The following is a 26,156-nucleotide window of genomic DNA, read 5'->3' on the forward strand; positions in this document are numbered from 1 at the left end:
GCCTCCTAATAAATGGCGTGAGATTTATCTAAGTCATCTGATTTGAGTCGACCACGCATGACGTAAAAACCATATGCTGTGTAACTCAGTACTATCGGTACAAAAATGCAGGCAACGGCGAACATTATTTTAAGTGTCATCAGGCTTGAGGTTGCGTCCCACATAGTCAGACTGGCGTCAGGCATGGTGGTACTTGGCATAAGAAACGGAAACATAGAACAGCCTGCGGTCAGAATGATACCGGCCATCATCAGGCTGCTACCCACGAACGCCCAGCCCGGACGGTGTAACTTTGAGCAAACTGCACAAAGCATCCCCCCGGCAATCCCCAGTGCAGGTGCGGCCACCATCCAGGGATACTGAATATAGTTTCTCATCCAGCCACCAGGCTCAGTAACCACTGTTTTCAAAAGCGGGTTAGATGTGCCCAGCGTATTAATTTGTGAGGTAACGACAAAGCCATCAATACCAAACGCGACCCAGATGCCGGCGACAATGAACAGAACCACGGTAGCCACAGACAGAATCACTGAAGTAGCGCGGGCGCGCACTTCCACAAAGCCATCGGTTTTCATTTGCAGCCATGCTGCGCCGTGGTTGAGTAACATGGCCACAGACACCAAACCAGTGAGCAGGGCAAAGGGAGACAGCAATCCAAAAAAGCTGCCTGTGTAGGTTGCTTTAAGGGTATCGTCCAGTACAAAAGGCACGCCGAGCAATAAATTGCCAAATGCCACGCCAAAGATGAGTGCCGGAACGAAACCGCCGGCGAATAGTGCCCAGTCCCACGCTTTGCGCCATTTTGCATCAGGAAGCTTACTGCGGTAATCAAAGCCGATTGGCCGCATCCACAACGCGATCAATGTTAACGCAAGAGCCAGATAAAACCCTGAAAATGCCGTGGCATAGATCATCGGCCATGCGGCGAAAATAGCTCCGCCAGCAGTGATAAACCAAACCTGATTACCGTCCCAGTGGGGGCCGATAGTGTTTATCATGACGCGCCGCTCTTTATCATTATGACCAATGATTGTGAGCAGTGAGCCTACCCCCAAATCGAACCCGTCAGTGACAGCAAAGCCAATTAGCAGCACACCAATCAGGCACCACCAGATTACGCGCAATACCTCATAATCAATCATGCTCTTACTCCTTCGTCTGTTGTCAGACCAATTGTTTCATCGACTTCACTATCATCAGCCGGCGGGACCGGCCCCTTGCGGGCGAATTTTTTCATCAGGTAAAAAGCGATAATGAACATGACCGTATAAAACCCGCTGTACAACACCAGCGTGGTAACGACATCAGATACACTCAGGTTCGAAACAGAGGTGTGTACTGGCAGTACTTCGGCGATTGACCATGGCTGTCTGCCGTATTCGGCGACAAACCACCCGGCCTCACAGGCAATCCAGGGCAGTGGCAGACTGTACAGTGCCGCTTTTAGTAACCAGCGCGGCTGGGTAATACGATGTTTGGTACTGTAATAGAATGCCGCAATAAATAACGCCAGCATTAAAAAGCCGCACACGACCATCAGACGGAAGGACCAGAACAGGGGCGCCACTGCAGGAATACTGTAATCAACAGCCTGAGCAATGGCAGCATCAGTTGGGTTGGTAATATCCTGGGTATAGGGCTCAAGTAACATGGCATAACCCAGATTGTCTTTGTGCTGGTTAAACAGCGCCAGCTCCTGCTCACTCGCATCACCTGAACGCACGCTATTAAGGTGTTCGTAGGCAATCACACCGGATAGTATTTTTTCACGGTGAATAACTTTCAGGTCTTTAAGGCCTGTTACCTCTTCATCCAGCGACCGGGTTGCTATCAGCCCCATTAGCCATGGCACTTGCACCGCATACTCTGTCTGCTCTTTTTCATCGTTGGGTAAGCCGAACAGCGTAAATGCTGCCGGCGCAGGATGTGTCTCATATTCTGCCTCAACCGCGGCCAGTTTTACTTTTTGAACATCACCCAACTCATAGCCACTTTCGTCTCCCAGCACGATGACCGACAACACTGATGCCAGCCCGAAGCTTGCGGCTATAGCAAATGAACGGCGAGCAAATGCAATATGTTTATGATTAAGCAGATAGTAGCTGGAGATAGCCAGCACGAAGATAGCGCCGGTGACGTAGCCGGCTGACACGGTGTGGACGAATTTAACCTGCGCAACAGGGTTGAAAATCACCTCAGCAAAGCTGGTCATCTCCATACGCATAGATTCAAAATTGAATTCTGCGCCTACCGGATACTGCATCCAGCCATTAGCAATCAGTATCCAGAGTGCAGAAAAGTTTGAGCCAAGCGCTACCAGCCAGGTCGTCATCAAGTGTTTCACTTTCGACATTTTATCCCAGCCGAAAAAGAAGAGTCCGACAAACGTCGACTCCAGAAAGAAGGCCATCAAACCTTCAATAGCCAGCGGGGCACCGAAAATATCACCCACATAATGCGAGTAATATGACCAGTTCATCCCGAACTGAAATTCCATCGTCAGTCCCGTAGCAACACCGATGGCAAAGTTAATACCGAACAGCTTGCCCCAGAATTTAGTCATCTCCCGGTAGATTTCTTTGCCGGTCATTACATACACCGACTCCATAATAGCCAGCAAAAAGCTAAGGCCTAATGTCAGTGGCACAAAAATAAAGTGGAACATAGCAGTCAGTGCAAACTGCCAGCGCGATAGTTCAACCAACGTATCGCTCATGATGTGTCTCCTTAGTACTTATTTTTCGAGTTATCAAACGGGCATGAAAACTCTGTGTGCTAAGTGAATCACATCGTAATTAAGCAGGATTTGATCTATCGCAAGAGAACGCAGATTGAACGGTTAAAACAGGGTAATAGCGGCATCGTAAAGCAGACGGATGGCAAGAAGTGTGACAATCCATTTAAAGGCAGTTTTGAAGTGGTGCGTGGGGAGCCGTACCAGCACTTTAAGCCCAAGCCAGGTACCCGCGGCGCCACTGGTAATCATCAGTGCAATTAATGGCAGCCATTGATAAACCGCAAAGCCTATGGTGCTGAACACGATAGCTTTAAGCGCATGCTGCATAGTCATACAAGCAGCAAATGTGGCGGTCAGGGTAAGTTTGTCATCGTATTTTCTATGTATAAACGCTGCGACCAATGGTCCGGCAGCACCGACAAACATTGCAATAAGCGTGGTCACAGCACCAGTCACGATATTTCCACGGCGGGAAACACTTCGGGTCTTCGGTGAAGGTCCCCAGACCAGCAGCAATATAAACACTGCAACCGCCAGCTGAATAACAATTACCGGTAAACGCACCACAATAAATGATGCCAGCACGGCACCTGCCACAGCACCTGCCAAAAAATAGAAGAAGACCGGCTTATCGAGGTGACGTACCGTCATTAACGCCCGATTGCCGTTTGCGCCGAACTGTACAAGGCCATGCAAAGGAATCAATACCTGAACGGGAACCACAGATGCCATGACAGCCAGTAATAAAACACCGCCGCCCACACCGAGCATGGCAGTAAACAATGCAGTGACAAAAGAGGTGACAGTAAGCAGCAACACTGCCCCCTGTGAGACACTGCCTGCTACTGTGAGTAAATCCATCAACGTTGTTGCTCCTGTCCAGCCGTTTACTGATGCTGGCCGTTGTCTGCTCAGGCGTTGTACGGAATACCTGTGTGTAAAAAAATGTACCTGCTACAAGGGGCCATGGCAACTACACTGTCGCAATATTATCCGTTTTACCAGGTTTACTATGACTGACAACTTTACCTTATCTTCCTTTGTACTGCTGGTTGATGACGAAAATGAAGCCAGTGAGTTTTACAGGAAAAAGCTTGGATTTTCACTTGTGGCCGATACCCTGAGATCCGACGGTTCCAGATGGGTGACACTTGCCCCCAGCGATTCCAGTCCGGTAAGATTGGTGCTTAAACGCGCGGTAAGCCGTGACCAGCAAGCGCTGGTGGGTCAGCAAGCCGGAGATGGTACCGTTGGCGCGTTGTCCGCCAGCGATATTTGCCAGATGCGAAATACTTTAGAATCTAGAGGGTTAACCATCTTGCCTTCGCCTTATCAACCGGATATGCGTCGTGCCTTTATGGTGGCAGATTTGTATGGCAATCAATGGGAAATTGTACAGGCATCTCACGTGGTGGCATTTGATGTTGCCAAACCCAGCACCTCTGCCCGGGTAAGTGCGTAACAAAACCGCTTGCCCCTCCCTTTATACTTTGGTCTAATTGCTCAACCTGCAAATTCTGGATACTTTTCTCTGTTCAGATTTCGCCATGAAACGTTAATAATACCGGGCGGATTTTTTTCGGGCGCTTTTAGCCAAAGGATAAGAAAGTGATTGCAAAACGCTCTGCTAAGCTTTATCGATGCCCGGATTGTCGCTATGTGTTCTCGACCGACACTTCTCACTTTTTTTCAATTTATGATAATTGCCCGCAGTGTCACTCTAATTCGCCGAAGCGTTGTTTAGAGCCTGAAGCCATCGCACTGACACACAGGGCACGCGAATCTCACCCGATTATAAAAACGACGGTTGTTGCCTTTGCCGGAGAAAAGGGCTTCAAGAAAGCGAGCCAGGTCGCTGCCCACCCTTTTGTTACCACACTTCCAACCAGTGAATATCTGCGTCAAAAAAACCCGGTGCTCAGTGGTGAGGTATGGCTTGAAACCAGTACATTGCACACTCGTTCATGGGATGTAGCTTATGACAGCCCGACCAATCCGGGTGCTCATTTGTATGATAGCTGTCAGGTGCTGGGAAACTCTGCGAAAAATGAAACGCTTTATGGCTATTATCTGGTGGAAACCGACCAGATGCGACGGCTTCGGGATATCACTTATCAATGCGGAGCGTGTTTCCGAACCACTCAGCAAAATACCATTTTTTGCCAAAGTTGCCTGCAAACCCCCAATCTGTCTACGCGCCAGCTTTCCAATACGGTGTTGCTGCCATTAACGCAAGGTCATGCACGTAAGAATGCCCGACCTGACCTGCTTCAGAAGGCAATCAAGCGTTATACAGAAAAGCAATTAAACCTGACCAAAAAAGAACAGCGTTCGCAGCTTGAATCGCTTATTTTCGAACCTCAGCACCGCTCACCTGAAGATTATCACGGTAAACGGTGGCTGGTGGAAAACGGTATCAATATAAAGCATTGTCGCTACGACGCTGAACAGGATACCTTTGAGATTACACCGCCGTTACCAGGTATCCCTGAGTTTAATTCAGTACTGCGCGAGCGATTACAACATTTCCCCTACGAGTACAGAATCATCAGTCACTAGTTAAGACTTTGACTGAACTGACCAACTGCGTCGACGACCTCTTTCGCGCCGCTTTGAATCTCAACAATCACATTACCTGCATCATCGGCCAGCGCCGCGCCACGTTCAGCCTGTTCCTTACCGGCATTTACACGTGCCACTGCATCGGAGGTCAGCGACTGATTGCGCTGAACAACACTGACAATTTCTTCTGTTGCAGCGGTCGTACGTGAGGCCAGTTGCCTTACCTCATCGGCGACCACAGCGAAGCCACGTCCCTGATCACCGGCCCGCGCAGCTTCGATAGCGGCATTTAACGCTAATAGGTTGGTCTGCTCAGCAATCCCACTGATGCTGTTGATAATGGTAGCTATTTGCTGAGACTGCTCATCCAGCTCGACAATACCTTCGCTGGCCTTAACCATCTTATCGGCCAGAGAGTTCATCACCGAAACGAGCTCTTTAATAACCTCACTTCCTTCAGTGGCGGTTTTATCCGTTTGCTTTGATGTGCTAAATGCAATTTCGGCAGCTGCAGAGATGGCTTGCTCGCGCTCTACCTGCTCGGTCACCACCGATGCAAATTTAACAACTTTATACAATCGCCCGTGGGGATCCATCACCGGGTTATAGGAGGCCTCTAGCCACAGCTCTCTGCCGCTCGAGTCAATTCGCTTGAAACGCCCGGAGTGAAACTGCCCTTTGTTCAGGTATTGCCAGAACTGACGGTACTCATCACTGTCAGCCAGCGATGCTTCGCAAAATATTTTATGATGCTTGCCCCGGATATCTTCCAGTCGATAGCCGGTTGCCCGCAGAAATGGTGTGTTTGCCGTGATAATCGTACCGTCAGGCTCAAACTCAATAACCGCTGTAGAGCGTTGCAGTGCATCAACCAGATTCTCATGCTCTTTAGACTGGCTGATCGTGCGGGTAAGGTCACTGCTGTGCAAAGTGAAATGCAGTAGGTCGCCCGATAAATTCTGGACTGGCTGCATTATTGTTCTCAGCCACCCCTCCGTACCATCCGCTTTGGTAATGTTCACTACACCGACATAATGCGACTGCCGCTCAAATGCCGATTTAAACTTGTCATAGTGGGGCGTAGTTTTCGCCACATCAGGAATAAATGAGAAGAAGTCTTTGTTTAGCACGCCATCCTGTGCGTAGCCCAGTTCTTCACAAAACACGCTGTTTACATACTCAAGGTTGCCGGTGCGACTCAGTCGGCAGTACAGCATCTCATCATCCAGACGGTTGCGAGTTTGCCGCAAGTGATGCAGTTCTTCCTGCATTTGCGTCAGTTCATTTTTTAAACGGCTATTGAACATGGCTTCTCCGAAGCAGTAAGATCTTTATTCTTGTTACAAATGATAATCATAGTGCATACCGTCATGCTGACCAGTAAACTTTTGGATAATCACTGTATGTAAGAAACGACATAGTGATGGTAATTTGTTCACCCTTAGCTATCGGCTGGCAGAAAATTCTCAACATTAAATATCAAAAAATTCACATTAATTAGATACTTAGAAACGCAAAATGAAGATGGCATATATTTGGCTTTCTGATAAATCAAGTACAACAGTTAACCAGCCTGATAATGAATAAATGTGTGAAGCGGACAATTCTCACTTGTTTAATTGCGACAGCAAGTATAACAACGTCATTTTCAACGCTGGCTGACGATCGGTCGAATGACTGGAAAGCAACGGCTAATGACGCCTGGATTGACGGTAAAGTGGAAGCCACCCTGCTGTTTAACGGGCAACTTAACACCTTCGACATCAATACTGATGTCAATGACGGAAAAGTCATTCTGACCGGCAAAGTTGGCAGCGAGGTAGATAAGCGTCTTGCCACAGAACTTGCTGAGTCTATCGAAGGCGTGGACGAAGTGGATAATCGTTTATCGGTGGTTACGCCTCAGGATTATGAAGGTAATTGGGATACATTTACCCAGGATATGAAGGACGCCAAAATAGCAACCGTCATTAAGACAAGGTTGCTATTGGAGTCGGAACTTTCTGGCACTGATATTAATGTGGATGTCAGCCAGGGAGTAGTCACACTTGCAGGCACGGTGAGAAACCCCAGTGAAAGGGATCTGGCTGTCGCCATTGCGAAGAACACTGCTGACGTAAGCGACGTCAAAAGTGAACTGTCTGTTGACAGTTAATCTCCCCTCTAGGCCGGCCCAGGCCTAATTATACCTCTGATTTCTCCCGCCATTTGGCGGGAGCTTTTTTTATAAGCCTAATGATTTTACCTTGCATGATACAATGACGTGTTTTTGATATTTATCTCTTCTTGCGGCAGTTAAATGACCTATCTGATTTTATTTTTTGCGTTGCTGGCCACTGCTGTCGGGCAAAGTGTTTTTCTGACTGTACTACCTTCTCTTGGTCGTGAAGCAGGACTGACTGAATGGCAGGTTGCGGTGATGATGTCATCCTCCGCATTTGTTTTTGCCATCGGCGCTAACTGCTGGAGCCGGGTGACAGTAAGATACGGTTATAAGCGCCTGCTGATGGTCGGCCTGTCTGGTTATACACTGGGTACTTTTGTGTTCGCATCGCTGTGGTGGGCAGGCTTGACGGGTTTTTTAGGTGGCACCGCGTTATTCGTTATCCTGCTGTTAGCCCGAAGCCTGCAATCTTCAGTGATGTCGGCAACACCACCGTCGGCGGTGGGCTACGTGGTAGCAATGAGCGAGCAGCGACACAGGGCGTCAGCTATCAGTAAGGTAACATCGGCCAACAATCTCGGGCAGGTGTTGGGCCCGCCGCTGGCTGGCGTGCTGGTTACCTTCGGATTGCTCACCCCTCTTTACAGTATTCTCGCGCTTACGATTGTTGCACTGTTGCTGGTGTGGCAGAAGTTACCCGCCTTTTTACCGTCAGCAAAGCCGCAAACCGATGCATCGGGTCCGGATGTCGGCCCGGTGTCTGCCTCAGTAAAACTTTTTATCATTGGTTGCGCCTGTTTGTTCTTGTGTATGGCAATGATGCAGCAAAGCCTTGCCTTTTTTCTTATGGATGAAAATGGTGTAAACACTGTACAAGCTGCACAACTGACGGGTTCGGCAATGATGGTAAGCGCCGTGTTCTCGCTGATGATTCAGTTTGGCGTAGTTCAGCGCCACCTGATGAGACCAGAAACGTTAATATGTGTGGCGGCACCACTTTTAGCGCTGGCTTATCTGATTATTGCCATTCACCAACAAACCGTAATGCTGTACGTGGCGATGGGGATACTGGGACTAGGCATGGGAGCCGCTTACCCGTCACTGGCGGCGCTGGCAACGATGCGCTGTTTGCCGGAAAGACAAAGTCGGGTAACCGGCATGATAACGGCAACCCCGGCCATGGGTTATATTATCGGCCCACCACTCTCAGCCATGGCCTATCACTTCGATCACCGCTATCCGTTCATGCTGGCGGGTGTCATTATGCTGGTTATAGCGACACTACTGATATTTAAAATCAAATCAGAAGGTTGATGTGCAAAGTAACAGGAAGCGCTGGGGGCTATCCGGCGTTTGGCTTAGCTGACATTTTTATAGAAAAAAGAGAAAAACCAGCGCCGTGCAAGCTTCATGTCAAAAGCTACCTGGCTTTTGTTACCTTCACTCACAGCACTTTTCACCTTTTCATAGGAATGCTTTTCTGCGTTGTACTGACGCGGCGAGCTGACATTATAGCGATACGCAAATTGCTGATGGGCTGCATTGTCCTGGTTTTCAAAAACGGGCATAGACAATGAACATTTATTGTTCTTTTCCCAGTAGATAATGCTATCCACTTCTACTGTGTTGGCAAGATCTAACAGCGCTTCGCTCTTAGCCGTATCAGGCTTTATCGACAGCTTAGTGGCATCGCTTTCCCTGCCTATCTCACATGCCACCGCCGCAATCATGGAAAACGTAGCGCGATTCTCTTTAAAGTGGCTTTGCATGTGCTCATAGCTGGGGTGCACAGAGCAGCCTGTAAGCAGCAGTGATAAGCAAATACAGAATAAAAATCTAAACATATAATTGATAGCTAGCGCACGAACGCAGTTAAATTTGACTATAAGCGCGTACCATACCAATCCCTGCTATATTTGTAAAAAAACCGACGCCACAAGCGTCGGTTTTCAACCGGGAATAAGCGTTAGGTGCTCAGTTGATTCAGGATAGCTGATCGAAAGCGACAGGCCTTGAAAAGTACCACCCCTGAAAGAATTTCACGCCCAGTTGTTCCAGGGCATGATACTCTTCAATAGTTTCAATGCCTTCTGCCACAACCTCGCAGTTAAAACTACTCGCAAACGCAAGCAGGCCTGTTACCAGCGCCTGTCGCTTCGTGTCCTGGTGAATATTGCTGGCAAGACTTAAATCCAGTTTTATGACATCCGGCTCAATTTCCAGTATATGCTTCAGACTGGCAAAGCCTGCTCCAACATCATCTATGCAAATTTTAAAGCCTTTATCACTGAGCGGCTTTAAAAAGGTGCGGAACTCTTCGTAATTGGTAATGCGTACATGTTCCGTTAACTCGATTCGAAGCTGATCGCTATCCACATCACGCAATAGCCCGGGCAGCAGACCACTTTCCATCATTCGCGGACTTACATTGATGGCAACTTTTAATCCAAGGCCGCTGGCATTAGCCTGCTTAAGTCGTTGCGCGACTTTATTAACAATGGCACTTTCTACTTCCAGCCCAAGGTCAACAAGATCGGCATCATACAACCATTCATTGGGCGGGCGGTACGGTTCTGTGTTGAATCGTGCTAATACCTCATAATACTCATAATGCTGGCTTTGCTGACCGTATATCGGCTGGAACACCACATCAATCTGCCCATTATCAATGACCGACCTGACCTGCCTGCGAATGGCTTCCTGTTTCTTTTTACTATTGAAACTTCTGCCAAGTACCTGGCCGATGTAAGATGCGATGATATGCAGCAACTCGACATCCCGCTCGCCCAGCGTGTCATTCGATGATTTGTCATAACAGCACAATGTACCGTAAATCTCGCCTTCACCAAGCGGAATCGGCACACCGATGTACGAGCCAATATTGAGCTGCGTAGTCACCGGCATCTTATTGGTAATAGGGTCGACACTGGTATCACTGATAATGTTATTAAGCTGACCTTCCACGATTTTGAAACAAAAAGATTCTTCAAGTGGGTCAGAGGCACCCGACTTCAGCTCACACCAGCCTGAAGCGTTCTCGTCTATTCTTACAAGTTCAACTAATCGATCGGTTTCAGTAAAGCGTGAGGTAAACGCCACATCCATATTCAGGTAACGACGAATCGCTTCAAGAAGCATAGACAAATCGGCGATACTTCCTAATTTGGCAGGATCGCCACCTGCCAAAAACGCTTCAAAACTTTGCTGCGACATAGAACATTCTCTACTATCCCGGTATTACTTTTATTCACCCCGAGAGGGTAATCCTTTAAAAAACCTGCTTTGGACACTTACTGGCTTACAAATGGCAAAACGCCGGCCGGCAAGAAACAGCACCTGACCGAAATGTTCTCTCTTTTACAATGTTGCGGTATTGCTTTGCACATAGTGACTTATTGTAGCGGTAAGTTGTTGGTTTCGCACGAGCAGCGCATTATATCAGGTGCATCGTGAACACCTCAAAGCTAATCATCCTGAATGGAAAACAACATGGCTTAAAGCAAGGTCGATTAATAACAGATTTGCAAAGCAGGTAACGTATAAAGGTAAATACCTATATATGAATCTTCAGAGCGATAACCCTATATGGTGTTGCTATAGTCTTTTCATCGCTTCGGTATCCCATCTCTAGCCGCAGCGATAACCATGTGTATTCCAATTTATTGACCGAGGTCCTCCAAGCCTCGGTTTTTTTATGCCTGCTGTTCAGGCCCACTGCTATTGCGCCTGATGTGGGCAATCAGCGACACCTTATCCTCATTGCTGTGCTTTTATCCCAGCCATTCAGCGTCATCTGTCTACGCCCCGCCCCGCGATATACCTCCCTGTGGTGCAGTTTTCTGACAAACAGATGATGTGGTGCGTTTTTGGCATGAGTAAATTATCGACACGGTGGGACAGGCTGTAGACCAGTGATGATATAGCCCGCCCTGTTCGATGATGGTTTTTACTTGTTTTTACGTGAAGGAAGCGTTAGCCCGTTATGATACTGACGATTCGACCAGAACAGCCAGCTGACATTTCGCCGATACGCGAGGTTGTTAAACAGGCATTTCACCATGCAGAACATACTAATCAGCGTGAGCACGCTATTGTTGATGCACTGCGTGAAGCGAAAGAGTTGTATCTGTCCCGTGTGGCAGAGAGAGACGGTCAGATGATCGGTCATATTGCTGTTTGCCGCATTCACATTTCGCATGGGCACAAAGGCTGGTTTGGTATTGGTCCGGTTTCGGTAATTCCGGAATATCAGGGCAAAGGTGGCGGCTCCAGACTGATTCAAAGTACGCTTGAACAACTTGAGGAAAGTGGCGCGAAGGGATGTGTGTTAGTCGGTGATCCTGCTTATTACACACGTTTTGGGTTCGAACAGGTCAATTCACTGACTTTTTCAGGTATTCCGCAGGGATATTTTCTGGCGCGTTCGTTTGGCAAAGGCTTTCCCAAAGGCGAGGTTTCATACCCTGCCGCTTTCGGCAGCTCCGATAAAGCGGTATAGCGCGTCAAAGATGCTGTCCCTGGCATCTTTAATTCACGCTTAGCGGCGTACCGCTACTTTACGGACGGGCTTTCTGGGCTGTCCGGGTATCATGAATGAGGGAGGTGCGACAGGTTTCTCTCTTTGTTCTGACTCTAGATAATCACTGATATAGTTTACACCGGCCAGGTTGTGGCAGGCATCTTTAGGGATTGCGCCCAGGTGGGGATTGTGTCGATTGAACCAGTCAATCATCTGCCCGGTGTCTCCATCTGACATGGCATACAGTAAATGGTACATACGGATAAATGCAATTTGGGCCTCGCTTTCCTCAGAGGTGCTTTCAAACCCCACTAATGAAGTTTCTTTCAGCGCATTTTCGCTCACGCCCAGAAGTTGCGAGGCCTCCAATGCGGTTAACTGTAATTCTTCGTATGCCCAGGTAAACGCTTTCATTACTACAGCGGGTGGATTATTTGCCATTCTCATGACCTTACTCCTTCTGTTGCTGGTAACTCTCTCATGCCCGAATAACATTTTGCAGTTATCTTATGCAGTTTAGTGCAATTTCTAATCCACAATGAACGTTCAGTTACATCTGTTCGCGCCGTTACTCATGTAACGGCACATATTTACATTTCAGCCTTTGTTAATCAGGCAGCCAGAATGCGAGATAATTCCGCAAATGTTGCAGGCCTGGCGATATTTACTTCCAGATGTAGTAATTCAGCGATGTCCAGTGCACTGATAAGCCCTCGGATTTCGTGACTTTTTTGGTCCGTAACAAGACAATGTTGCTGTCCTGAAGCCCGCAATGTTTCAAGAACATCTTTAACCTTAGCCCGCTGTAACTCTTCAAAAGCAACGCTGTGAAGCGTGTTCCGTGGCTGCATACAGTCTGCCGCGATAATATCTTCGCGAGGTGTGCCGCTCGCCACAATCTGCAACAATCGCGCTTCGCTAACGTTATCGCGAGTAATCAGGCCGCAAAATCGTTCATTACTGTCTGTAACCAGCGCCGCATGAACGTGGGACTGCTTTAATAAAGGTAAAATACTTAACGCAGGCGTGGCAGCACTTAAACGGTAGGGTGCATGCTCTTTGAAATCTGCAACAACAAGTTTCGCAGGTGAGTCTGGTGATAAGTGTTCATTAGTTTGTGGCCATGCCAGCGTGTCCGAGGGTTCGGTTTTAAAAAGAGATAAGGTGTGCATAGGAAAATCCTCATAAACTCATTTAATTGCGTGTTTTTGTGGCGTACTGCCAGTGCGATTAAATGTAATGAGGCGGGGCGCGGATGGGGGGTGTAACGCCTTCTGTCTGCGCAGCAGATGCACTATTTTTGACTAAAACCGCAAACGGGCGCTGCGCAAGAGGCTGCGTAGCAGAAGATAGTAAACCGTCGCCGTCAGTATCTTCTGCCTGCTGAATATTTTCTTTTACCAACTCACCGAAGCAGCTGTCTGCAGCAGCAATACGCTGCAGGTCCAGACGATTATCAGACAGGCCCTGACCGTTCCCCTGGGCGGGCAACAGTAGTAGCAGGCTGACAACCAGTAACCAGTGCTTCATTTTACGATTTTGGCGCAAGATTTATCTTTCATGGTAAAGAGTATAAGGTCGATGATGCATTTTTCATCAGGCGCTGGTCTGAATAAATATTGCGTTAACCGCGTAAGTACGGCTTTAAGCGTTAGAGGGGCACCTGCATTGCCCCTGAGATCGTTGAATTAATGTAGCTTGAATTTTGGTCTTACAATATTGCTCACTTTGCGGCTTAGCAGGGTCATCAGACCTTTTAACCATCCATGCACCGTAAACTGATGATTGTTATAAAGTGATACATATACCAGTTTTGCCAGCCGTCCCTCTATAAACATACTGCTGTTAGACAACGCGCCCATCAGGCTGCCTACAGTGCTGTATCGGCTTAAATGGACCAGTGAGCCATAATCCTTATACGTGAAGGTTTCCAACGGCTTATTTTTAAACAGGTTGATTATATTTTTACCTGCGGTACTGGCCATTTGGTGTGCAGACTGGGCACGGGGAGGCACCCACGAGCCATCTTCCTGTTCAAAGCCGGCGCAATCACCGATAACAAAAATATGATCATCGATGGTACTTTGAAGATGCTTATTCACCAGAATCTGATTCGCTTTGTTGGTTTCAAAAACATCCATATCTACCAGAAAATCAGGGGCCTTTACACCGGCCGACCACACCATCAAATCCGCTTTTATCAGCTCATCTTCACTGGTAATAAAGCCTTCTTCTGTGGCTTTTGAGACCATCGTCCCCTCTCGCAGGGTAATACCCAGTTTTTTGAGCGCCTGCTTCGCGGAGCCGGCTATTTTCTCAGGCAACGCCGGAAGAATGCGTTTACCGGCCTCAATGATGGTCACGTTCAGCCGCTCGGATGACATGTCCGGCATACCATACGCTTTGGCAAGGTTGGCGATGTGATGAAGCTGAGCGGCAAGCTCAGTACCGGTTGCGCCCGCACCGACAATCCCTACCTGCAACGTAGTTTTATCAACCTCTGACTGATTGATACGTAATAATTGATTGAGTAGCGCTCTGTGAAACTGTTCAGCCTGATCCAGTGAATCAAGTGTAAAGCAGTAATCCTTCACACCCGGCGTGCCAAAGTCGTTACAAACACTTCCCATTGCCAGCACCAAATAATCATAATTGATGTGGCGCTCAGGAAGAATTTCATGTCCCTTTTCATCATTGAGAGTATTGAGCACGATATGTTTATCGTCGGGGTTGATATGGGTCAGCTCACCCAGTTCAAAACGATAATGATGCTTTACAGCATGCATGCGGTAGTCGACGCCATCTGAGCTTTTATCAATCACTCCTGCCGCAACTTCGTGGAGTAACGGCTTCCACACATGAGTGCGCGAGCGATCGACCAGTATGATTTCGGCTTTTTCTGATTTCCCCAGTGACTTACTTAACCGGGTGACCAGCTCCAATCCTCCGGCGCCACCACCTACAACAACTATACGTTTCATATTTAAACCTGTTTGTAATCGTTCCAGCCATACACACTCCATGAATATGTATGGCTGGGGCGACACTCAGGTTTGCTCTTACAGTCCGCACTCCTTGTATGTACGGCTAAATAGAATGATCAGTCTTGCAGATTTCTCTTATATTGACCTAAAAAGCAGCCGGGTGCGAATAAACCCATATCAATTTGAAAATAAAACAAATTCAGATGATTTTTCTGAAGATTTTATATGTAACGCTACCTTGCAAGACATCAGTGATTCATACCGCCGAACGGTATAAGGTTCAAAAAGGCCGGACACTTGCATCGGGCGGCAGCAAAGTTTGTAAACCAAAGGACATTGAATTGTGGATACCTTAATTCCCAGTCTGTCACAACTGATTGAGTTCTCCGTCGCCCCGGTTTTCCTGCTCACGGGTATTGCCGGATTTTTGAGTGTCATGTCTGGCCGCCTGGGAAGGATTTCTGATCGGGTACGGATTGCAGAACGTCAGATCCAGACCCTGGCGGACCCGCAACTGGTTGAGCGCTCCAAACAGGAAATTATCGTCTTATGGAGCAGAGTCCGGGCAGCTAACTGGGCCATCGGATTCTGCGTAGCGTCCGGATTGATGATATGTCTGGTAATCGGCTTGTTATTTGCCGGCTCGCTGCTGGTTATTGATCTTAAAATGCCTATTATCGTGTTGTTCGTACTGGCGATGCTGCTACTGATATGTGCATTGGTGCTGTTTCTTGTGGAAGTAAGACTGGCAACGCACTCTATCAATATTGTAAGAACCATTCATAAGCCTGACAGAAAGCGTGCAGGTACATCGTTTTAGTTTAATGCGGCGCCTGACTCTGCGCAGGCGCCATGAAACATTTTCAAACAATTAGCCGGGGCGCGGCATGATGCGCTTACCCGATTCATCAATAGTAAAGTAGTCACCCGTTCCACCACCACGCAATACCGGCTGGCCTGCCACGGTCTGGTAGACGCCGTCCTCTATCATGGTTTTATTAATATGCACCGCAACAACTTCACCAAATACCATCCAGGTATCAACATCATGCTGCGCTTTATCTTTTAACCGGACAATCTGCGTTTTCTTACACTCCATTATCACCGGACTATCAGCAACATGTGGCACATCAATACAGCGTGAAGGCGCTTTTTTCAATTTCCCGACATTGAATTCATCCACGTCCTGCTCTACTGAGGCGCTGGTTTCATTCATTTTTTCCATCAACGGCTCGCTCACCAAGTTCCAGCAAAACTCACCGGTTTGTTCGATATTTCTGACAGAGTCCTTATAGCCGACACTGGCAAATCCGATTATCGGCGGCACGTAGTTAAACGCGTTAAAAAAGCTGTATGGCGCCAGATTCACCTGACCCGCATTATCCTGACTGGCTATCCAGCCAATCGGACGGGGGGCGATAATAGCATTGAACGGGTCGTGGGCCAGACCGTGACCGTTGCCAGGTTCATAATAATGGTAGTTATTGGACATTGTATCCCTATCGAAGTAGACATTATTGTTCGTTGGTACGCACTGATGCGCCAGTGCGGATTGCTAACAGGCCGATTTCACTATTAATTTTGCGCTGCATCGCGCATTTATTTGTCCGACAAAATGAACCTCGGATTATGGTTTTGGTATAAATGGATTATAAGATCGCCCAGGGAAAGAAAATGAAAGCATGGTATATCGGGCTGTTTAGCCTTTTATTCATAATGCCTGCTCAGGCACAAAAACAAGATGACGCAAGCACTTACGACCAATTAAAATATGATGCCCAGCTAACGGGGATGCCTTACCCTTTTGAGGTCAGTGAGTTTTCGCTGAGTTCACAGGGCAGCGACCTGACCATGGCATATATGTATCTCCCACCTGAAGATGATTTTCCGGTAGTCACACTTTTTCATGGTAAGAACTTCAATGGCGCTTACTGGGAGACCACAGCAAGTTGGCTGCACGATCAGGGTTACGGTGTTCTCATTCCCGATCAGATTGGGTTTGGCAAATCTTCCAAACCTACCGATTATCAGTATAGTTTCGCGGCCCTGGCGAATAATACCAAAGCCCTGATGGATAAGCTGAATATCAATAAAACTGTCGTTGTCGGTCATTCAATGGGCGGTATGCTGGCAAGCCGGTTTTCGCTCATGTTCAAAAAGACAGCCCAGCGACTGGTTCTGGTCAACCCCATAGGCCTTGAAAACTATCTGGTGTACGAAGAGTATCGGGACGTGAATAACTTCTATCGCAGCGAGCTGAAAAAAATGCCGGAAGATATTCTTAGCTATCAAAAGAAAAACTATTACGACGGTCGCTGGAATAAACGATTTGCGAAACACGCTGAATTTTTAATAGGTTGGGTTCAGGGTCCGGACTGGCCGATTCTGGCAAAAGTCAGCGCGCTGACTTATGACATGATACTGACGCAGCCAGTAATAGAAGACTTTAAATACCTTGATATGCCGGTAACGTTAATAATCGGTACTCGCGATAGAACAGCGCCAGGCCGGGATTTGAAAAAGCCGGGCGTGAGCCGGGAATTGGGCCGTTACGATAAACTGGGTGAAGAGGTAAAAGAAAGAAATCCGGATATTACCGTTGTCGAACTTAAAGACTTGGGCCATTTGCCACATATCGAGGATTTCGACAGATTCAAATCGCCGTTTTTAGAAGCGGTAGTAAGGAAGACGCAGGCAAACGATCCGGCAGAGTCCTCGTCAGATAAATAACCTGTAAAGCGCTACCACAGATCTGGGCCTGCACCGAAAATCAGTGCGGGCGTTTAACCTGTTTTTTAACGGGTTTTGTTACTACGGGAGACGTTCTGGTTCCCCGTGGACGATAATGGTAGCGTTTAGCCGCCTTTAACACTTGTGCTTTTTCGCCTGATTCAACTGGCTCGCGCTTTTGGGACTTACTTAATGAATATCGAAAACACATAACTACCTCTACCCATGGCATCAGGTTTTGCTTTGCAAATAACCTGGTGAATACACCGGTCTCAATAGCACCTCATGCATCGAACAGACCGGTTGAACGTTCAATGCTAATAGACAAAATATATCTGATTTAAAGTATGCAGTACTTGTGCCACGGTAACTCGCACGGTACTGGCTGGATTTTTCAGCCACTATAGTAGATGATAGTCTGATTTAAAGAATCAGGCTGGAAATTTACACGCATTCCGGGCAACTTTTTTCTTCAAACTTAGCCTCAAAGGGTCTTTTTATATGTATAAACTGGTACTTATCCGCCATGGTGAAAGCCAATGGAACCTCGAAAATCGCTTCACTGGATGGCATGACGTCAATCTGACTGACACCGGCATCGCGCAGGCGACCAATGCTGGTAAATTGTTGAAAGATGCGGGGTTTGAATTCGATCTGGCTTATACATCTGTACTGCTTCGTGCTATCAAAACACTGAACCTGGCGCTTGAGGAAATGGGTCAGCATTACCTGCCTGTTGAGCGCCACTGGCGTCTGAATGAGCGCCATTACGGGGCGCTAACAGGTTTGAATAAAGCTGAAACCGCCGAGAAGCATGGTGATGAACAAGTTAAAATGTGGCGTCGTAGTTTTGATGTACCGCCTCCTTCGGTAGACACTGACAGTGAACATTTCCCCGGTCATGACCGTCGCTACAGCAATGTAGACCCTAAAATTTTACCGCGGGCGGAAAGCCTTAAATTAACCATCGAACGCGTTCTGCCGTATTGGCACGATGTTATTCGCCCAAGCATCCAGGACGGCAAGCGTATAATCATTGCTGCGCATGGGAACAGTTTACGCGCGCTTGTGAAATATCTGGATGGCATGAGCGAAGAAGAAGTTTTAGAACTGAATATCCCGACCGGTGTGCCGCTGGTATATGAGCTGGACAAAGATATGAAGCCTATTTCCAAAGAATATCTGGGCGACCCGGAAGAAATTAAGAAGATGGTGAATTCTGTAGCCAATCAGGGTAAGTCAAACTAATAGCTTGATGAGCAAATAAAAAGCCGCGCATTAGCGCGGCTTTTTTTATCAATCATAAGAACTTATTGCAGTCCTATTGATGAAATATCAAACGGAACTGTATCCAGCTTTTCCAGTGTGCGGATATCGCGAGTAATGTCAGTCGGATAAGGTCCGTAGTACTCAACAAATACAGGCTTAAAATCGTGAACATGCATCAGGGTAATATCTTTTTCATTTTGCTTGAGCAATTCCCATGTCCGCTGATGATAAAGTACGCAGCTTGCTGACTCGATAAAGCAGGTTTGTGAAGGGCTCAAATTATCGCTGTCGTAGAAGCGCGTAATGACCAACTTGCCTTCTGCGTTGATAGACCAGGAACCGCTGTAAACCAAAACCTCGTCCTCCTGAAGTACACCGTCCTCGTTGTCGTCATTAGAAGAAACGGTAAATGCATGCCCATTCTCCTTTAATTCAAACCAGAAGCGGTCCAGCTCTGACTCACCGAGTATGGTATCGTAACCGTAAATGCCCGGAACACTATCTGCGCTCCATGACTCCTCGTCAGATTTGAAAACAGCCAGCACACCAGCATCATGTCGATATACAGGTTTTCCCGTTTCATCCCGAACTTCCAGCGCAAGAACATCACCGCTACGTCTTTCAGAAAATTTTCTGAGTACCAGTGTGCTGCCTTCAAGCGCTTCTGCTTCGCTGACTAGCGCTTTACTTGAAAAACCTTCGATTGTTAGAACGCCATTATCAAGGGACCAAGACACTTGCTGATCTGTTAGCAGCGCCGTAGCCGAACCATCAGCGTTCAGGTCAAATTGCTCGTAGTACGTTTGATCATATGACGTGTCGTCATCCTGCAGGACTATTGACTCTGGTAAAGTCAGATACAGGCGGGTTGGAGCCGTAATCTCAATGGGTGATATAGTCTTTTTGACAGTCAGAAGCTCTGTCCATCCGGAGCGTTCCGCTTCGAACTCAGGATTGTCCGGGTAGCGCATCTCATTCACATAGGTCATGAGAAAGTCTTGCGTATTACCATTATCGGAAATAAGCGTGTAGGTTCTGCTGACTGGTATATTTTCTTGATAGACTTGGTAAGTATCTCCGGCAGCATTTGTTTTAGACGGAAAACTGACAAACCTGACATCGCCACCATAAGTAAGCAACAGTTTAGCGCCATCTGGCTGCCAGGTGAAACTGACGCCAGCGTCTGTGCCGGTTCGATCGGAAAAAAACCGTAGTACTGAAGAATAATTCTGAAGGTCTGATGCGGGAAGCGTATAGAAGACAAACTCATCATCAAACGTCGCATCGGTTGCTAATAACGTCGGGTCTTCAAATATTTCCTGTTGCGCCTCTTCAAATTGTGGCGTCTGAACCACTGTTTCGACATAGGCGTTCGTCTGCTCTTCGCTTTCTATTAACGCAAGTGTATCTGTGACCCCTTCTGGTAACTGGGTTTCTGCGGTAGTGGCTTTATCAATGGCAACTTTGATGGCGGTAGCCAGTTTCAGGACCAGTTGCGGGTCCACCTCTTCACTGACTTCTTCCACGGTTTCTTCAGAAAAAATATCCTTATCCTTCGCAGCCCGTTTCATCAGCGCGTATTTTGCAGTGGTAATGTTCGATACGGTAGTGCCCGGATTATCATCAATATCCAGCACCCCATCCCCCTGACTGTCTTCAATAAGTGTGTCGACATTAGACAGCAATGAAATGAGTCCCGCAGCAGCCTGGTCGCCCGTACCTTTAGCTTTGATCGCCACAAATGCATTGTTTTGCGACTCATCAACTTCCAGCGTAAACGAATAATTTCCGCTGGCATCGGTAACAATCCCGTCCATATACTCTTCGCCATTAAGCAACACGGTAATTTCAGCGTTGTCTAAGGGCGCATCGGTTGCCAGTCCGTTGATGGTTAGCGAAGACGTGATGCGCTTAATCTCTACCGATGTGGAGGCGGTAGCCGTATCGCCATCATCATCCGTCACGGTAAGTTCAAACGTTGCTGTAGCATCGTTATCAAGCTCAGGTAAAGTTAACTGTAAAGAGTCTGTATCAGTGCCACTAAGCTGCGCTTCTGGTCCGGAAGTCTGCGTCCATTGGTAGGAAGCGATACTACCGTGATCAAGGTCAACATCGCTGGTAATCGTCACATCTGTCTTTTCTTCTGCAGTATAGGATTCCTGCATTGAGACTGATGGTTCAATCTGATTGACGGTAATGGTAGTAGTTTGCTGAGTACTGTCGCCGGCATCATCGGTGGCCGTTAACTGCAGGGTGACTGTTGCATCGGACTCTACTGCAGGTAGCTTAATAACCGCTGTGTCGGTCTGGCCACCTGAAATAATTTCGGCATCACCATCAGTGACGCTCCATTGCATGGTACTGACCGATCCATCAGGGTCTGAGACCGTTGCCGATACAGTGGTTTGCTTATTCTCAGGGCTGCTGCTGGTACTTTGCAGCTCAATAACCGGTGGGGTGTTATTAACTACTTTTTCTTTGTCATCACTGCCGCCGCATCCGGTGAGGACAAGTACAGATGAAGCACATAACAAGGACAATCGTTTCAAGATTTATTCTCCCTTTTTCCGGCACGCGTTGTTCGCCGCTGGCATCCATGCCGGTAATTTTTATTTATTATCTATGATCTTTCTAACTTAAATTTAGTAGTTAGCCGATACTGTATAGCAGAGCAACACTTTTCCTTCCACTTTTGTGATGAAATAAGCACCATTTTTCTTTCTGACGCGTAATGGCTTAACACTATTAACTGAAGGGTTGCGATATGAAGATAGCAGTGGTTTTTCACAGTGGCTACGGCCACACAAAGCGTCTGGCAAATGCGTTTTTTGATGAACTTGAGCAGCACGCGGCAGCACAAAACACGCTTATCGAGATTGACGAAAATGGCGATATCACAGACGGTCAGTGGTCTGTTCTGGATGATGCTGATGCCATTATTTTCGGCTCACCTACCTATATGGGCATGGCGTCCTGGCAGTTTAAGAAATTTGCTGATGAATCCAGTAAACGGTGGTTTGAGGACAAGTGGCGCAACAAGGTGGCTGGTGGCTTTACTAACTCAGGGTCAATGAATGGCGATAAGCATTCTACGCTACACTACTTTGTTACGCTGGCTGGCCAGCATGGCATGATATGGGCGAACATGGGTATGAAGCCAGCGAATACTAATGATGCTGATCGTAACGATGTAAATTATGTAGGCGCATTTATTGGACTAATGGCACAGTCACCGATAGATGCCGACGCGGATGAAGCCCCCTGCCAGGGCGATTTGGATACAGCCAAAGCCTACGCTAAGCGCGTGCTTGAAGTAACTGAAAAGTGGGTGGGATAGATATGATGCCCGGCATTTTTACGTGTCGGGCAACTTAGTTTCATCTATCGTGTTTTGCTATAATACCGCGCACATCAGCACAGGAGTCAGCGCGGTATGGCGAAACACAAACCCACTGTTGAGATAGTCAGTTACGGTATTTACAAACACTGGGATGCCAAATCCAAAGCCTTGCCCAAAATCGATCGATTCACGACCCGGATCCCCTGCGAGCTTGATATTGAGTTTGGCTACATCGTCAATATCAAGCGCGCGAAAAACGCAAAGCTCAGATACTGTATTTATCACCCTGATATCCCGGACGAGGATGGACACCCAATGCCTCCTTTTGACGGTCTAGAGTATGTTGGTAACAATGACTGGGATTTTTATCTGGGCGATACATTGTGGGAGCCTGTGGCTAATAAGACCGGCCCGTGGCGCATGACACTGGAACTTGATGGGCGAATAGTGGCAGACAAAACGTTTGAAGTAGAAGATGAAGCGCCCTATGAAGGCGCCTCATTCTGGAAAAGGGGAAAGCTGCGTCCCCGCGGGTATTAGGCAAACCAGTGGCGAGTACGGTTGGCAAACCAGACCAGCGATAACATCACAGGCACCTCCACCAGTACGCCTACAACGGTTGCCAGCGCGGCCCCGGAGTGCAGACCAAATAGTGAGATAGCGACTGCAACAGCAAGCTCAAAGAAATTTGATGTACCTATCATGCATGCTGGTGCCGCCACGTTATGCGGTAACTTCAGCCGTTTCGCCAGATAGTACGCAATAGCAAAGATTCCGTACGTCTGTATCAATAGCGGTATCGCTATAAGCACTATGCTCTGAGGCTTTTCAATAATCGTATTCGCCTGAAAGCTGAACAGCAGTATCAGCGTTGCCAGTAACCCCACAATTGAAAGCGGCTTGAGCTTATCCACCAGCGAGATAACCGCCTTTTCTCCGCGCTTTAGCAACAGGGTACGAGTGATAAACCCTGCCACCAGCGGTAGTATTACGTAAAGCAGCACTGATAATAGCAATGTGTCCCACGGTACGGTGATATCTGATACGCCCAGCAACAGGCCGGCCAGTGGTGCGAATGCGAAAATCATAATAACATCGTTAACTGACACCTGAACCAGCGTGTAGTTAGCATCACCACGGGTCAGATGGCTCCATACAAACACCATCGCGGTACATGGCGCCACACCCAATAGAATCATACCGGCGATATACTCACTGGCGGTTTGCGGGTCGACCCACTGAGCAAACAGCCCTTTAAAAAATAACCAGCCCAGCAACGCCATGGTAAACGGCTTTACCCACCAGTTTATAATCAGTGTCAGCATCAGCCCTTTTGGCTTCTTGCCTACATCCTTAAGCGCCGCAAAGTCTACCTGAATCATTATGGGATAAATCATCAGCCAGATAAGTACAGCCACCACCAGATTGACATGAGCTACCTCAAACTGTGAGACCGCGGCAAAAAAATCGGGGGCCAGAGTTCCGGCAACAACACCAGCCACAATACAAAGTGCTACCCACAACGACAAATAGCGCTCGAAAAAACCCATTTACTGCTCCTGTTATTTTGCGCCTAGTTTATTCAGGGCGACACGCAATGCATCCCCTTCTAAATCCGCCCGTGCTATTGCTTTTAAATCACGGGCACGTGTTTCAATTTCACTGATGACATCTTCAAAAGCGCGCGCTTTCTGTTCATCAGTTCCAGTGACCTTTGATGGATCTGGCAGACCCCAGTGCACTTTCAGAGCGCGGGAAAAGTACATCGGACATGTCTCACCCGCAGCTGCGTCGCAAACGGTGATGACAACCCTTGGCTGAAACTGCTCAAAATCGTCCCATGACTGACTTTTCAAGCCGTCGGTGGGGTAACCGGCTTCATGCAAATACTTTATTGTCAGGGGATGCACTTCACCGGCAGGCTCACTACCGGCGCTTTGAGCGGTGATCTCTCCCTCGGCAATGGTATTTACAATCACTTCGCTGAGCACACTTCGACAGCGATTGTGTGTGCAGATAAATAGAATTTTCATGATGATGTTTCCTGACAGTTGTTCGACATCGCATGCTCCAATCGATTATAAGCTTCTTGCATATAGTCCTGATTGGCTTGCTCGGTGGTTTTTAAGACCCGCTGCGCCCATTCCGGCAGGCCAGTGTGAAGTTGATAATACATCCACTTCCCCTGACGCTGAGCCTCAACAACGTTGCATTTTCTAAGGTCCGCCAGGTGGCGCGAAATTTTCGGCTGACTGAGCGACAGCGCATCAATAAGATCGCATACACACAGTGATTTGTGCGTAACCAGTAACAACAGAATCTTCAGACGCGTGTCATCTGCCAGGCATTTATAAAAAGATAATGGAGACATTAAACAAATATGGAATAACAGATATATGAATTATCATATTTGTTTTGTACGCGGCTGTCTACCTACAGCGTCAGTCTTGGCTGGTTAAAATCCAGAAACGCAGTGATGCACGAAGAGATTGCGCTGTTTTTTTAAACATTGCATTGACCGACTCCCGACGGTCAGGGCTCAATATTGCAGCTTTTAACATCGGCATTGCCATTGGCTCTGTGACCGGTGGCGCTATTGTTGAGCAGTTAACGCTGCAGGACACAACCTGGATTGGTGCGCTTATTACCTTCAGCGCGCTGCTGCTAACACGGTTTTCAGGTCATCTTGATAAACGTGCAGCCAGCGATGCTATTCCATCCAGGACCTGATTCTTAATAAAGTATTTTTATGCAGGATAAACCGACCGGGCAATGTTGACCGTTTAAGTAACAGATAAACTTAAAACCAACATGCAGATGCACTGCGCTATACGCCGTGCATCTGCAAGGAATACAAATATGACTGCTACAAAGAATAAGGCCTGGCATTTTGATCGCGCAGGACGCGCGCTTTATCAGGAAGAGACGCCACTACCCGACCTTGCGCCCGATGAAATCCTTATTGAAAACAAAGCCAGCGGTATTAATCCGGTTGACTGGAAGTTTATTGAGGATGACCCGCTAAACTGGCCAAAAGGGCGAATCCCCGGCGTTGACGGTGCGGGTGAAGTTGTGGCCACAGGCGCCGAAATTGATGAGGCGATGATCGGTCAGCAAGTCACTTATCATCAGTCATTGCAGCAAAACGGTAGTTTTGCCGCATTTACTATTGTTAAAGCCAACCGGGTTATGCAGTTACCTCGCAATATGTCCTTTGAGTTTGCTGCGGCGCTACCCTGCCCGATGCTGACCGCCTGGCATGCAGTCAGCAAACTGCCACCAAGTCCGGGTGCAAAAGTGCTGGTTGCTGGCCTGGGAGCAGTAAACAAACTGACCGTGCAGTTTTTAAAACGTGCCGATTATGAGGTGCATGCATTGTCAGGCAGCCTTGATGAAGAAGAGGCCAGCGCGTTGGGTATTACAACAGTACACCGCAATAAGGAAAACTTATCCCGCCAGTATTTTGCTGTTATTGATGCGGTAAGCGCTGATAACGCCACAGAACTAGTTTCGCTCCTACAGGCTAACGGCCATATCGTTTGTATTCAGGGCAGAATCGAAAAGCCGGTAGACCCTGCGTTTACACGTACTATCTCATACCATGAAGTCGCGCTTGGCGCGCTGCACCAGTATGGCGATGAAGAAGCCTGGACCACGCTGATGAAAGATGGTGAGGCGTTGCTGGAAGATATTCAGGCAGGTCTTGTTACTGTCGATGACCCTGTTCTTTTTCCTTTTAGTGAAATGAATCATGCGCTGTCGCATAGTCGGCAAACCAAAGAAAAAACAGTGCTCGACACTGCCGGATAAGACCAGGGCAGTCAGGTAGCAACGCCCGGTAAAATATTCTG

Annotated in this window: 26 protein-coding genes and 1 pseudogene; 12 read left to right on the forward strand and 15 right to left on the reverse strand. The window is 47.7% G+C overall.

Features of this window, described 5'->3' with window-relative positions; genetic code table 11:
* Window positions 1-5: 5 nt before the first annotated feature.
* From cydB to FBQ74_RS16020, 3 genes are all read right to left on the reverse strand, one after another.
* On the reverse strand, window positions 6-1,142 hold the full coding sequence (gene cydB, locus FBQ74_RS16010; protein WP_139757613.1) for a cytochrome d ubiquinol oxidase subunit II: 1,137 nt from the start codon (window positions 1,140-1,142) through the stop codon (window positions 6-8).
* A complete protein-coding gene (locus FBQ74_RS16015) occupies window positions 1,139-2,716 on the reverse strand; it encodes a cytochrome ubiquinol oxidase subunit I (RefSeq protein WP_139757614.1) in 1,578 nt (525 codons plus the stop codon). The genes cydB and FBQ74_RS16015 overlap by 4 nt, the downstream gene beginning before the upstream one ends.
* A 123-nt stretch (window positions 2,717-2,839) precedes the next feature.
* Entirely contained in the window at window positions 2,840-3,598 is a 759-nt protein-coding gene (locus FBQ74_RS16020; RefSeq protein ID WP_139757615.1) for a TSUP family transporter, read from the reverse strand.
* Window positions 3,599-3,749: 151 nt separating this feature from the next.
* Here FBQ74_RS16020 and FBQ74_RS19010 point away from each other — a divergent pair, with 151 nt between their 5' ends.
* Window positions 3,750-4,199, forward strand: coding sequence for a VOC family protein (locus tag FBQ74_RS19010; RefSeq protein WP_168190693.1), 450 nt, complete (start codon window positions 3,750-3,752; stop codon window positions 4,197-4,199).
* Window positions 4,200-4,345: 146 nt separating this feature from the next.
* On the forward strand, window positions 4,346-5,296 hold the full coding sequence (locus tag FBQ74_RS16030; protein ID WP_139757617.1) for a hypothetical protein: 951 nt from the start codon (window positions 4,346-4,348) through the stop codon (window positions 5,294-5,296).
* Here FBQ74_RS16030 and FBQ74_RS16035 read toward each other — a convergent pair.
* Window positions 5,293-6,606, reverse strand: coding sequence for a methyl-accepting chemotaxis protein (locus FBQ74_RS16035; RefSeq protein WP_139757618.1), 1,314 nt, complete (start codon window positions 6,604-6,606; stop codon window positions 5,293-5,295). The two genes, FBQ74_RS16030 and FBQ74_RS16035, sit on opposite strands and share 4 nt — an antisense overlap.
* Before the next feature lie 284 nt (window positions 6,607-6,890).
* Between FBQ74_RS16035 and FBQ74_RS16040 the strand changes: the two genes are divergently transcribed.
* Both FBQ74_RS16040 and FBQ74_RS16045 read left to right on the forward strand, forming a co-directional pair.
* Entirely contained in the window at window positions 6,891-7,454 is a 564-nt protein-coding gene (locus FBQ74_RS16040) for a BON domain-containing protein (protein WP_139757619.1), read from the forward strand.
* A gap of 144 nt (window positions 7,455-7,598) precedes the next feature.
* Window positions 7,599-8,777, forward strand: a complete 1,179-nt coding sequence (locus FBQ74_RS16045; RefSeq protein ID WP_139757620.1) for an MFS transporter — start codon at window positions 7,599-7,601, stop codon at window positions 8,775-8,777.
* 44 nt (window positions 8,778-8,821) lie between these two features.
* Here the strand turns inward: FBQ74_RS16045 and FBQ74_RS16050 are convergent, their stop codons facing one another.
* Window positions 8,822-9,253 (reverse strand): hypothetical protein, encoded by a 432-nt coding sequence (locus FBQ74_RS16050; RefSeq protein ID WP_139757621.1) that lies wholly within the window; start codon window positions 9,251-9,253, stop codon window positions 8,822-8,824.
* Window positions 9,254-9,446: 193 nt separating this feature from the next.
* A complete protein-coding gene (locus tag FBQ74_RS16055; RefSeq protein ID WP_139757622.1) occupies window positions 9,447-10,676 on the reverse strand; it encodes a sensor domain-containing phosphodiesterase in 1,230 nt (409 codons plus the stop codon).
* Between the two features lie 769 nt (window positions 10,677-11,445).
* Here FBQ74_RS16055 and FBQ74_RS16060 point away from each other — a divergent pair.
* Window positions 11,446-11,961: a GNAT family N-acetyltransferase gene (locus FBQ74_RS16060; RefSeq protein WP_139757623.1), complete on the forward strand. Its 516-nt coding sequence runs from the start codon at window positions 11,446-11,448 to the stop codon at window positions 11,959-11,961.
* A gap of 39 nt (window positions 11,962-12,000) precedes the next feature.
* Here the strand turns inward: FBQ74_RS16060 and FBQ74_RS16065 are convergent, their stop codons facing one another.
* The 4 genes from FBQ74_RS16065 to FBQ74_RS16080 all read right to left on the reverse strand — a co-directional run bounded on the left by FBQ74_RS16065 (window position 12,001) and on the right by FBQ74_RS16080 (window position 14,963).
* Complete coding sequence (locus tag FBQ74_RS16065) at window positions 12,001-12,429, reverse strand: antitoxin Xre/MbcA/ParS toxin-binding domain-containing protein (protein WP_232371939.1); 429 nt, start codon at window positions 12,427-12,429, stop codon at window positions 12,001-12,003.
* A gap of 164 nt (window positions 12,430-12,593) precedes the next feature.
* A complete protein-coding gene (locus FBQ74_RS16070) occupies window positions 12,594-13,154 on the reverse strand; it encodes a CBS domain-containing protein (RefSeq protein WP_139757624.1) in 561 nt (186 codons plus the stop codon).
* 58 nt (window positions 13,155-13,212) lie between these two features.
* On the reverse strand, window positions 13,213-13,512 hold the full coding sequence (locus FBQ74_RS16075; RefSeq protein WP_139757625.1) for a hypothetical protein: 300 nt from the start codon (window positions 13,510-13,512) through the stop codon (window positions 13,213-13,215).
* Window positions 13,513-13,670: 158 nt separating this feature from the next.
* Entirely contained in the window at window positions 13,671-14,963 is a 1,293-nt protein-coding gene (locus tag FBQ74_RS16080; RefSeq protein WP_139757626.1) for an NAD(P)/FAD-dependent oxidoreductase, read from the reverse strand.
* Between the two features lie 346 nt (window positions 14,964-15,309).
* Between FBQ74_RS16080 and FBQ74_RS16085 the strand changes: the two genes are divergently transcribed.
* The gene (locus FBQ74_RS16085; protein WP_139757627.1) at window positions 15,310-15,786 is read left to right on the forward strand and encodes a DUF2721 domain-containing protein; all 477 of its coding nucleotides are present in this window, start codon (window positions 15,310-15,312) and stop codon (window positions 15,784-15,786) included.
* Between the two features lie 51 nt (window positions 15,787-15,837).
* Here FBQ74_RS16085 and FBQ74_RS16090 read toward each other — a convergent pair whose 3' ends face one another.
* Window positions 15,838-16,458, reverse strand: a complete 621-nt coding sequence (locus FBQ74_RS16090; protein ID WP_139757628.1) for a flavin reductase family protein — start codon at window positions 16,456-16,458, stop codon at window positions 15,838-15,840.
* A gap of 182 nt (window positions 16,459-16,640) precedes the next feature.
* Between FBQ74_RS16090 and FBQ74_RS16095 the strand changes: the two genes are divergently transcribed.
* Window positions 16,641-17,696 (forward strand): alpha/beta fold hydrolase, encoded by a 1,056-nt coding sequence (locus FBQ74_RS16095; protein ID WP_139757629.1) that lies wholly within the window; start codon window positions 16,641-16,643, stop codon window positions 17,694-17,696.
* A 501-nt stretch (window positions 17,697-18,197) separates the two neighbouring features.
* A complete protein-coding gene (gene gpmA, locus FBQ74_RS16100; protein ID WP_139757630.1) occupies window positions 18,198-18,944 on the forward strand; it encodes a 2,3-diphosphoglycerate-dependent phosphoglycerate mutase in 747 nt (248 codons plus the stop codon).
* A gap of 62 nt (window positions 18,945-19,006) precedes the next feature.
* Here gpmA and FBQ74_RS16105 read toward each other — a convergent pair whose 3' ends face one another.
* Complete coding sequence (locus FBQ74_RS16105; protein ID WP_139757631.1) at window positions 19,007-21,514, reverse strand: PKD domain-containing protein; 2,508 nt, start codon at window positions 21,512-21,514, stop codon at window positions 19,007-19,009.
* A 215-nt stretch (window positions 21,515-21,729) separates the two neighbouring features.
* On the opposite strand from FBQ74_RS16105, the gene FBQ74_RS16110 reads away from it, so the two are divergent.
* Both FBQ74_RS16110 and FBQ74_RS16115 read left to right on the forward strand, forming a co-directional pair.
* The gene (locus tag FBQ74_RS16110; protein ID WP_139757632.1) at window positions 21,730-22,302 is read left to right on the forward strand and encodes a flavodoxin family protein; all 573 of its coding nucleotides are present in this window, start codon (window positions 21,730-21,732) and stop codon (window positions 22,300-22,302) included.
* A gap of 96 nt (window positions 22,303-22,398) precedes the next feature.
* Window positions 22,399-22,845, forward strand: a complete 447-nt coding sequence (locus FBQ74_RS16115) for a DUF3859 domain-containing protein (protein WP_139757633.1) — start codon at window positions 22,399-22,401, stop codon at window positions 22,843-22,845.
* On the opposite strand, the gene arsB is transcribed toward FBQ74_RS16115, so the two are convergent.
* Genes arsB through FBQ74_RS16130 form a run of 3 tightly spaced genes read right to left on the reverse strand, consistent with a single transcriptional unit; the run spans window position 22,842 to window position 24,676 of the window.
* Window positions 22,842-23,855, reverse strand: a complete 1,014-nt coding sequence (gene arsB / locus FBQ74_RS16120) for an ACR3 family arsenite efflux transporter (RefSeq protein WP_139757634.1) — start codon at window positions 23,853-23,855, stop codon at window positions 22,842-22,844. The genes FBQ74_RS16115 and arsB overlap by 4 nt on opposite strands.
* A gap of 12 nt (window positions 23,856-23,867) precedes the next feature.
* A complete protein-coding gene (locus tag FBQ74_RS16125; protein ID WP_139757635.1) occupies window positions 23,868-24,338 on the reverse strand; it encodes an arsenate reductase ArsC in 471 nt (156 codons plus the stop codon).
* Window positions 24,335-24,676, reverse strand: coding sequence for a metalloregulator ArsR/SmtB family transcription factor (locus tag FBQ74_RS16130; RefSeq protein ID WP_139757636.1), 342 nt, complete (start codon window positions 24,674-24,676; stop codon window positions 24,335-24,337). The genes FBQ74_RS16125 and FBQ74_RS16130 overlap by 4 nt, the downstream gene beginning before the upstream one ends.
* A gap of 161 nt (window positions 24,677-24,837) precedes the next feature.
* Here FBQ74_RS16130 and FBQ74_RS16135 point away from each other — a divergent pair.
* Window positions 24,838-25,035: pseudogene (locus FBQ74_RS16135) on the forward strand (MFS transporter); the annotation flags it as partial.
* Between the two features lie 129 nt (window positions 25,036-25,164).
* On the forward strand, window positions 25,165-26,115 hold the full coding sequence (locus FBQ74_RS16140; RefSeq protein WP_139757637.1) for an alcohol dehydrogenase catalytic domain-containing protein: 951 nt from the start codon (window positions 25,165-25,167) through the stop codon (window positions 26,113-26,115).
* Window positions 26,116-26,156 lie beyond the last annotated feature (41 nt).

The organism is Salinimonas iocasae, from assembly GCF_006228385.1.
GTDB lineage: Bacteria > Pseudomonadota > Gammaproteobacteria > Enterobacterales > Alteromonadaceae > Alteromonas > Alteromonas iocasae.

Bases quoted from the DNA above. Each gene is read 5' to 3' on its own strand.
- cydB (WP_139757613.1), bottom strand. From the start codon at position 1,142: ATGATTGATTATGAGGTATTGCGCGTAATCTGGTGGTGCCTGATTGGT.
- FBQ74_RS16015 (WP_139757614.1), bottom strand. From the start codon at position 2,716: ATGAGCGATACGTTGGTTGAACTATCGCGCTGGCAGTTTGCACTGACT.
- FBQ74_RS16020 (WP_139757615.1), bottom strand. From the start codon at position 3,598: ATGGATTTACTCACAGTAGCAGGCAGTGTCTCACAGGGGGCAGTGTTG.
- FBQ74_RS19010 (WP_168190693.1), top strand. From the start codon at position 3,750: ATGACTGACAACTTTACCTTATCTTCCTTTGTACTGCTGGTTGATGAC.
- FBQ74_RS16035 (WP_139757618.1), bottom strand. From the start codon at position 6,606: ATGTTCAATAGCCGTTTAAAAAATGAACTGACGCAAATGCAGGAAGAA.
- FBQ74_RS16045 (WP_139757620.1), top strand. From the start codon at position 7,599: ATGACCTATCTGATTTTATTTTTTGCGTTGCTGGCCACTGCTGTCGGG.
- FBQ74_RS16055 (WP_139757622.1), bottom strand. From the start codon at position 10,676: ATGTCGCAGCAAAGTTTTGAAGCGTTTTTGGCAGGTGGCGATCCTGCC.
- FBQ74_RS16060 (WP_139757623.1), top strand. From the start codon at position 11,446: ATGATACTGACGATTCGACCAGAACAGCCAGCTGACATTTCGCCGATA.
- FBQ74_RS16065 (WP_232371939.1), bottom strand. From the start codon at position 12,429: ATGAGAATGGCAAATAATCCACCCGCTGTAGTAATGAAAGCGTTTACC.
- FBQ74_RS16070 (WP_139757624.1), bottom strand. From the start codon at position 13,154: ATGCACACCTTATCTCTTTTTAAAACCGAACCCTCGGACACGCTGGCA.
- FBQ74_RS16075 (WP_139757625.1), bottom strand. From the start codon at position 13,512: ATGAAGCACTGGTTACTGGTTGTCAGCCTGCTACTACTGTTGCCCGCC.
- FBQ74_RS16080 (WP_139757626.1), bottom strand. From the start codon at position 14,963: ATGAAACGTATAGTTGTTGTAGGTGGTGGCGCCGGAGGATTGGAGCTG.
- FBQ74_RS16090 (WP_139757628.1), bottom strand. From the start codon at position 16,458: ATGTCCAATAACTACCATTATTATGAACCTGGCAACGGTCACGGTCTG.
- FBQ74_RS16095 (WP_139757629.1), top strand. From the start codon at position 16,641: ATGAAAGCATGGTATATCGGGCTGTTTAGCCTTTTATTCATAATGCCT.
- gpmA (WP_139757630.1), top strand. From the start codon at position 18,198: ATGTATAAACTGGTACTTATCCGCCATGGTGAAAGCCAATGGAACCTC.
- FBQ74_RS16110 (WP_139757632.1), top strand. From the start codon at position 21,730: ATGAAGATAGCAGTGGTTTTTCACAGTGGCTACGGCCACACAAAGCGT.
- FBQ74_RS16115 (WP_139757633.1), top strand. From the start codon at position 22,399: ATGGCGAAACACAAACCCACTGTTGAGATAGTCAGTTACGGTATTTAC.
- arsB (WP_139757634.1), bottom strand. From the start codon at position 23,855: ATGGGTTTTTTCGAGCGCTATTTGTCGTTGTGGGTAGCACTTTGTATT.
- FBQ74_RS16125 (WP_139757635.1), bottom strand. From the start codon at position 24,338: ATGAAAATTCTATTTATCTGCACACACAATCGCTGTCGAAGTGTGCTC.
- FBQ74_RS16130 (WP_139757636.1), bottom strand. From the start codon at position 24,676: ATGTCTCCATTATCTTTTTATAAATGCCTGGCAGATGACACGCGTCTG.
- FBQ74_RS16140 (WP_139757637.1), top strand. From the start codon at position 25,165: ATGACTGCTACAAAGAATAAGGCCTGGCATTTTGATCGCGCAGGACGC.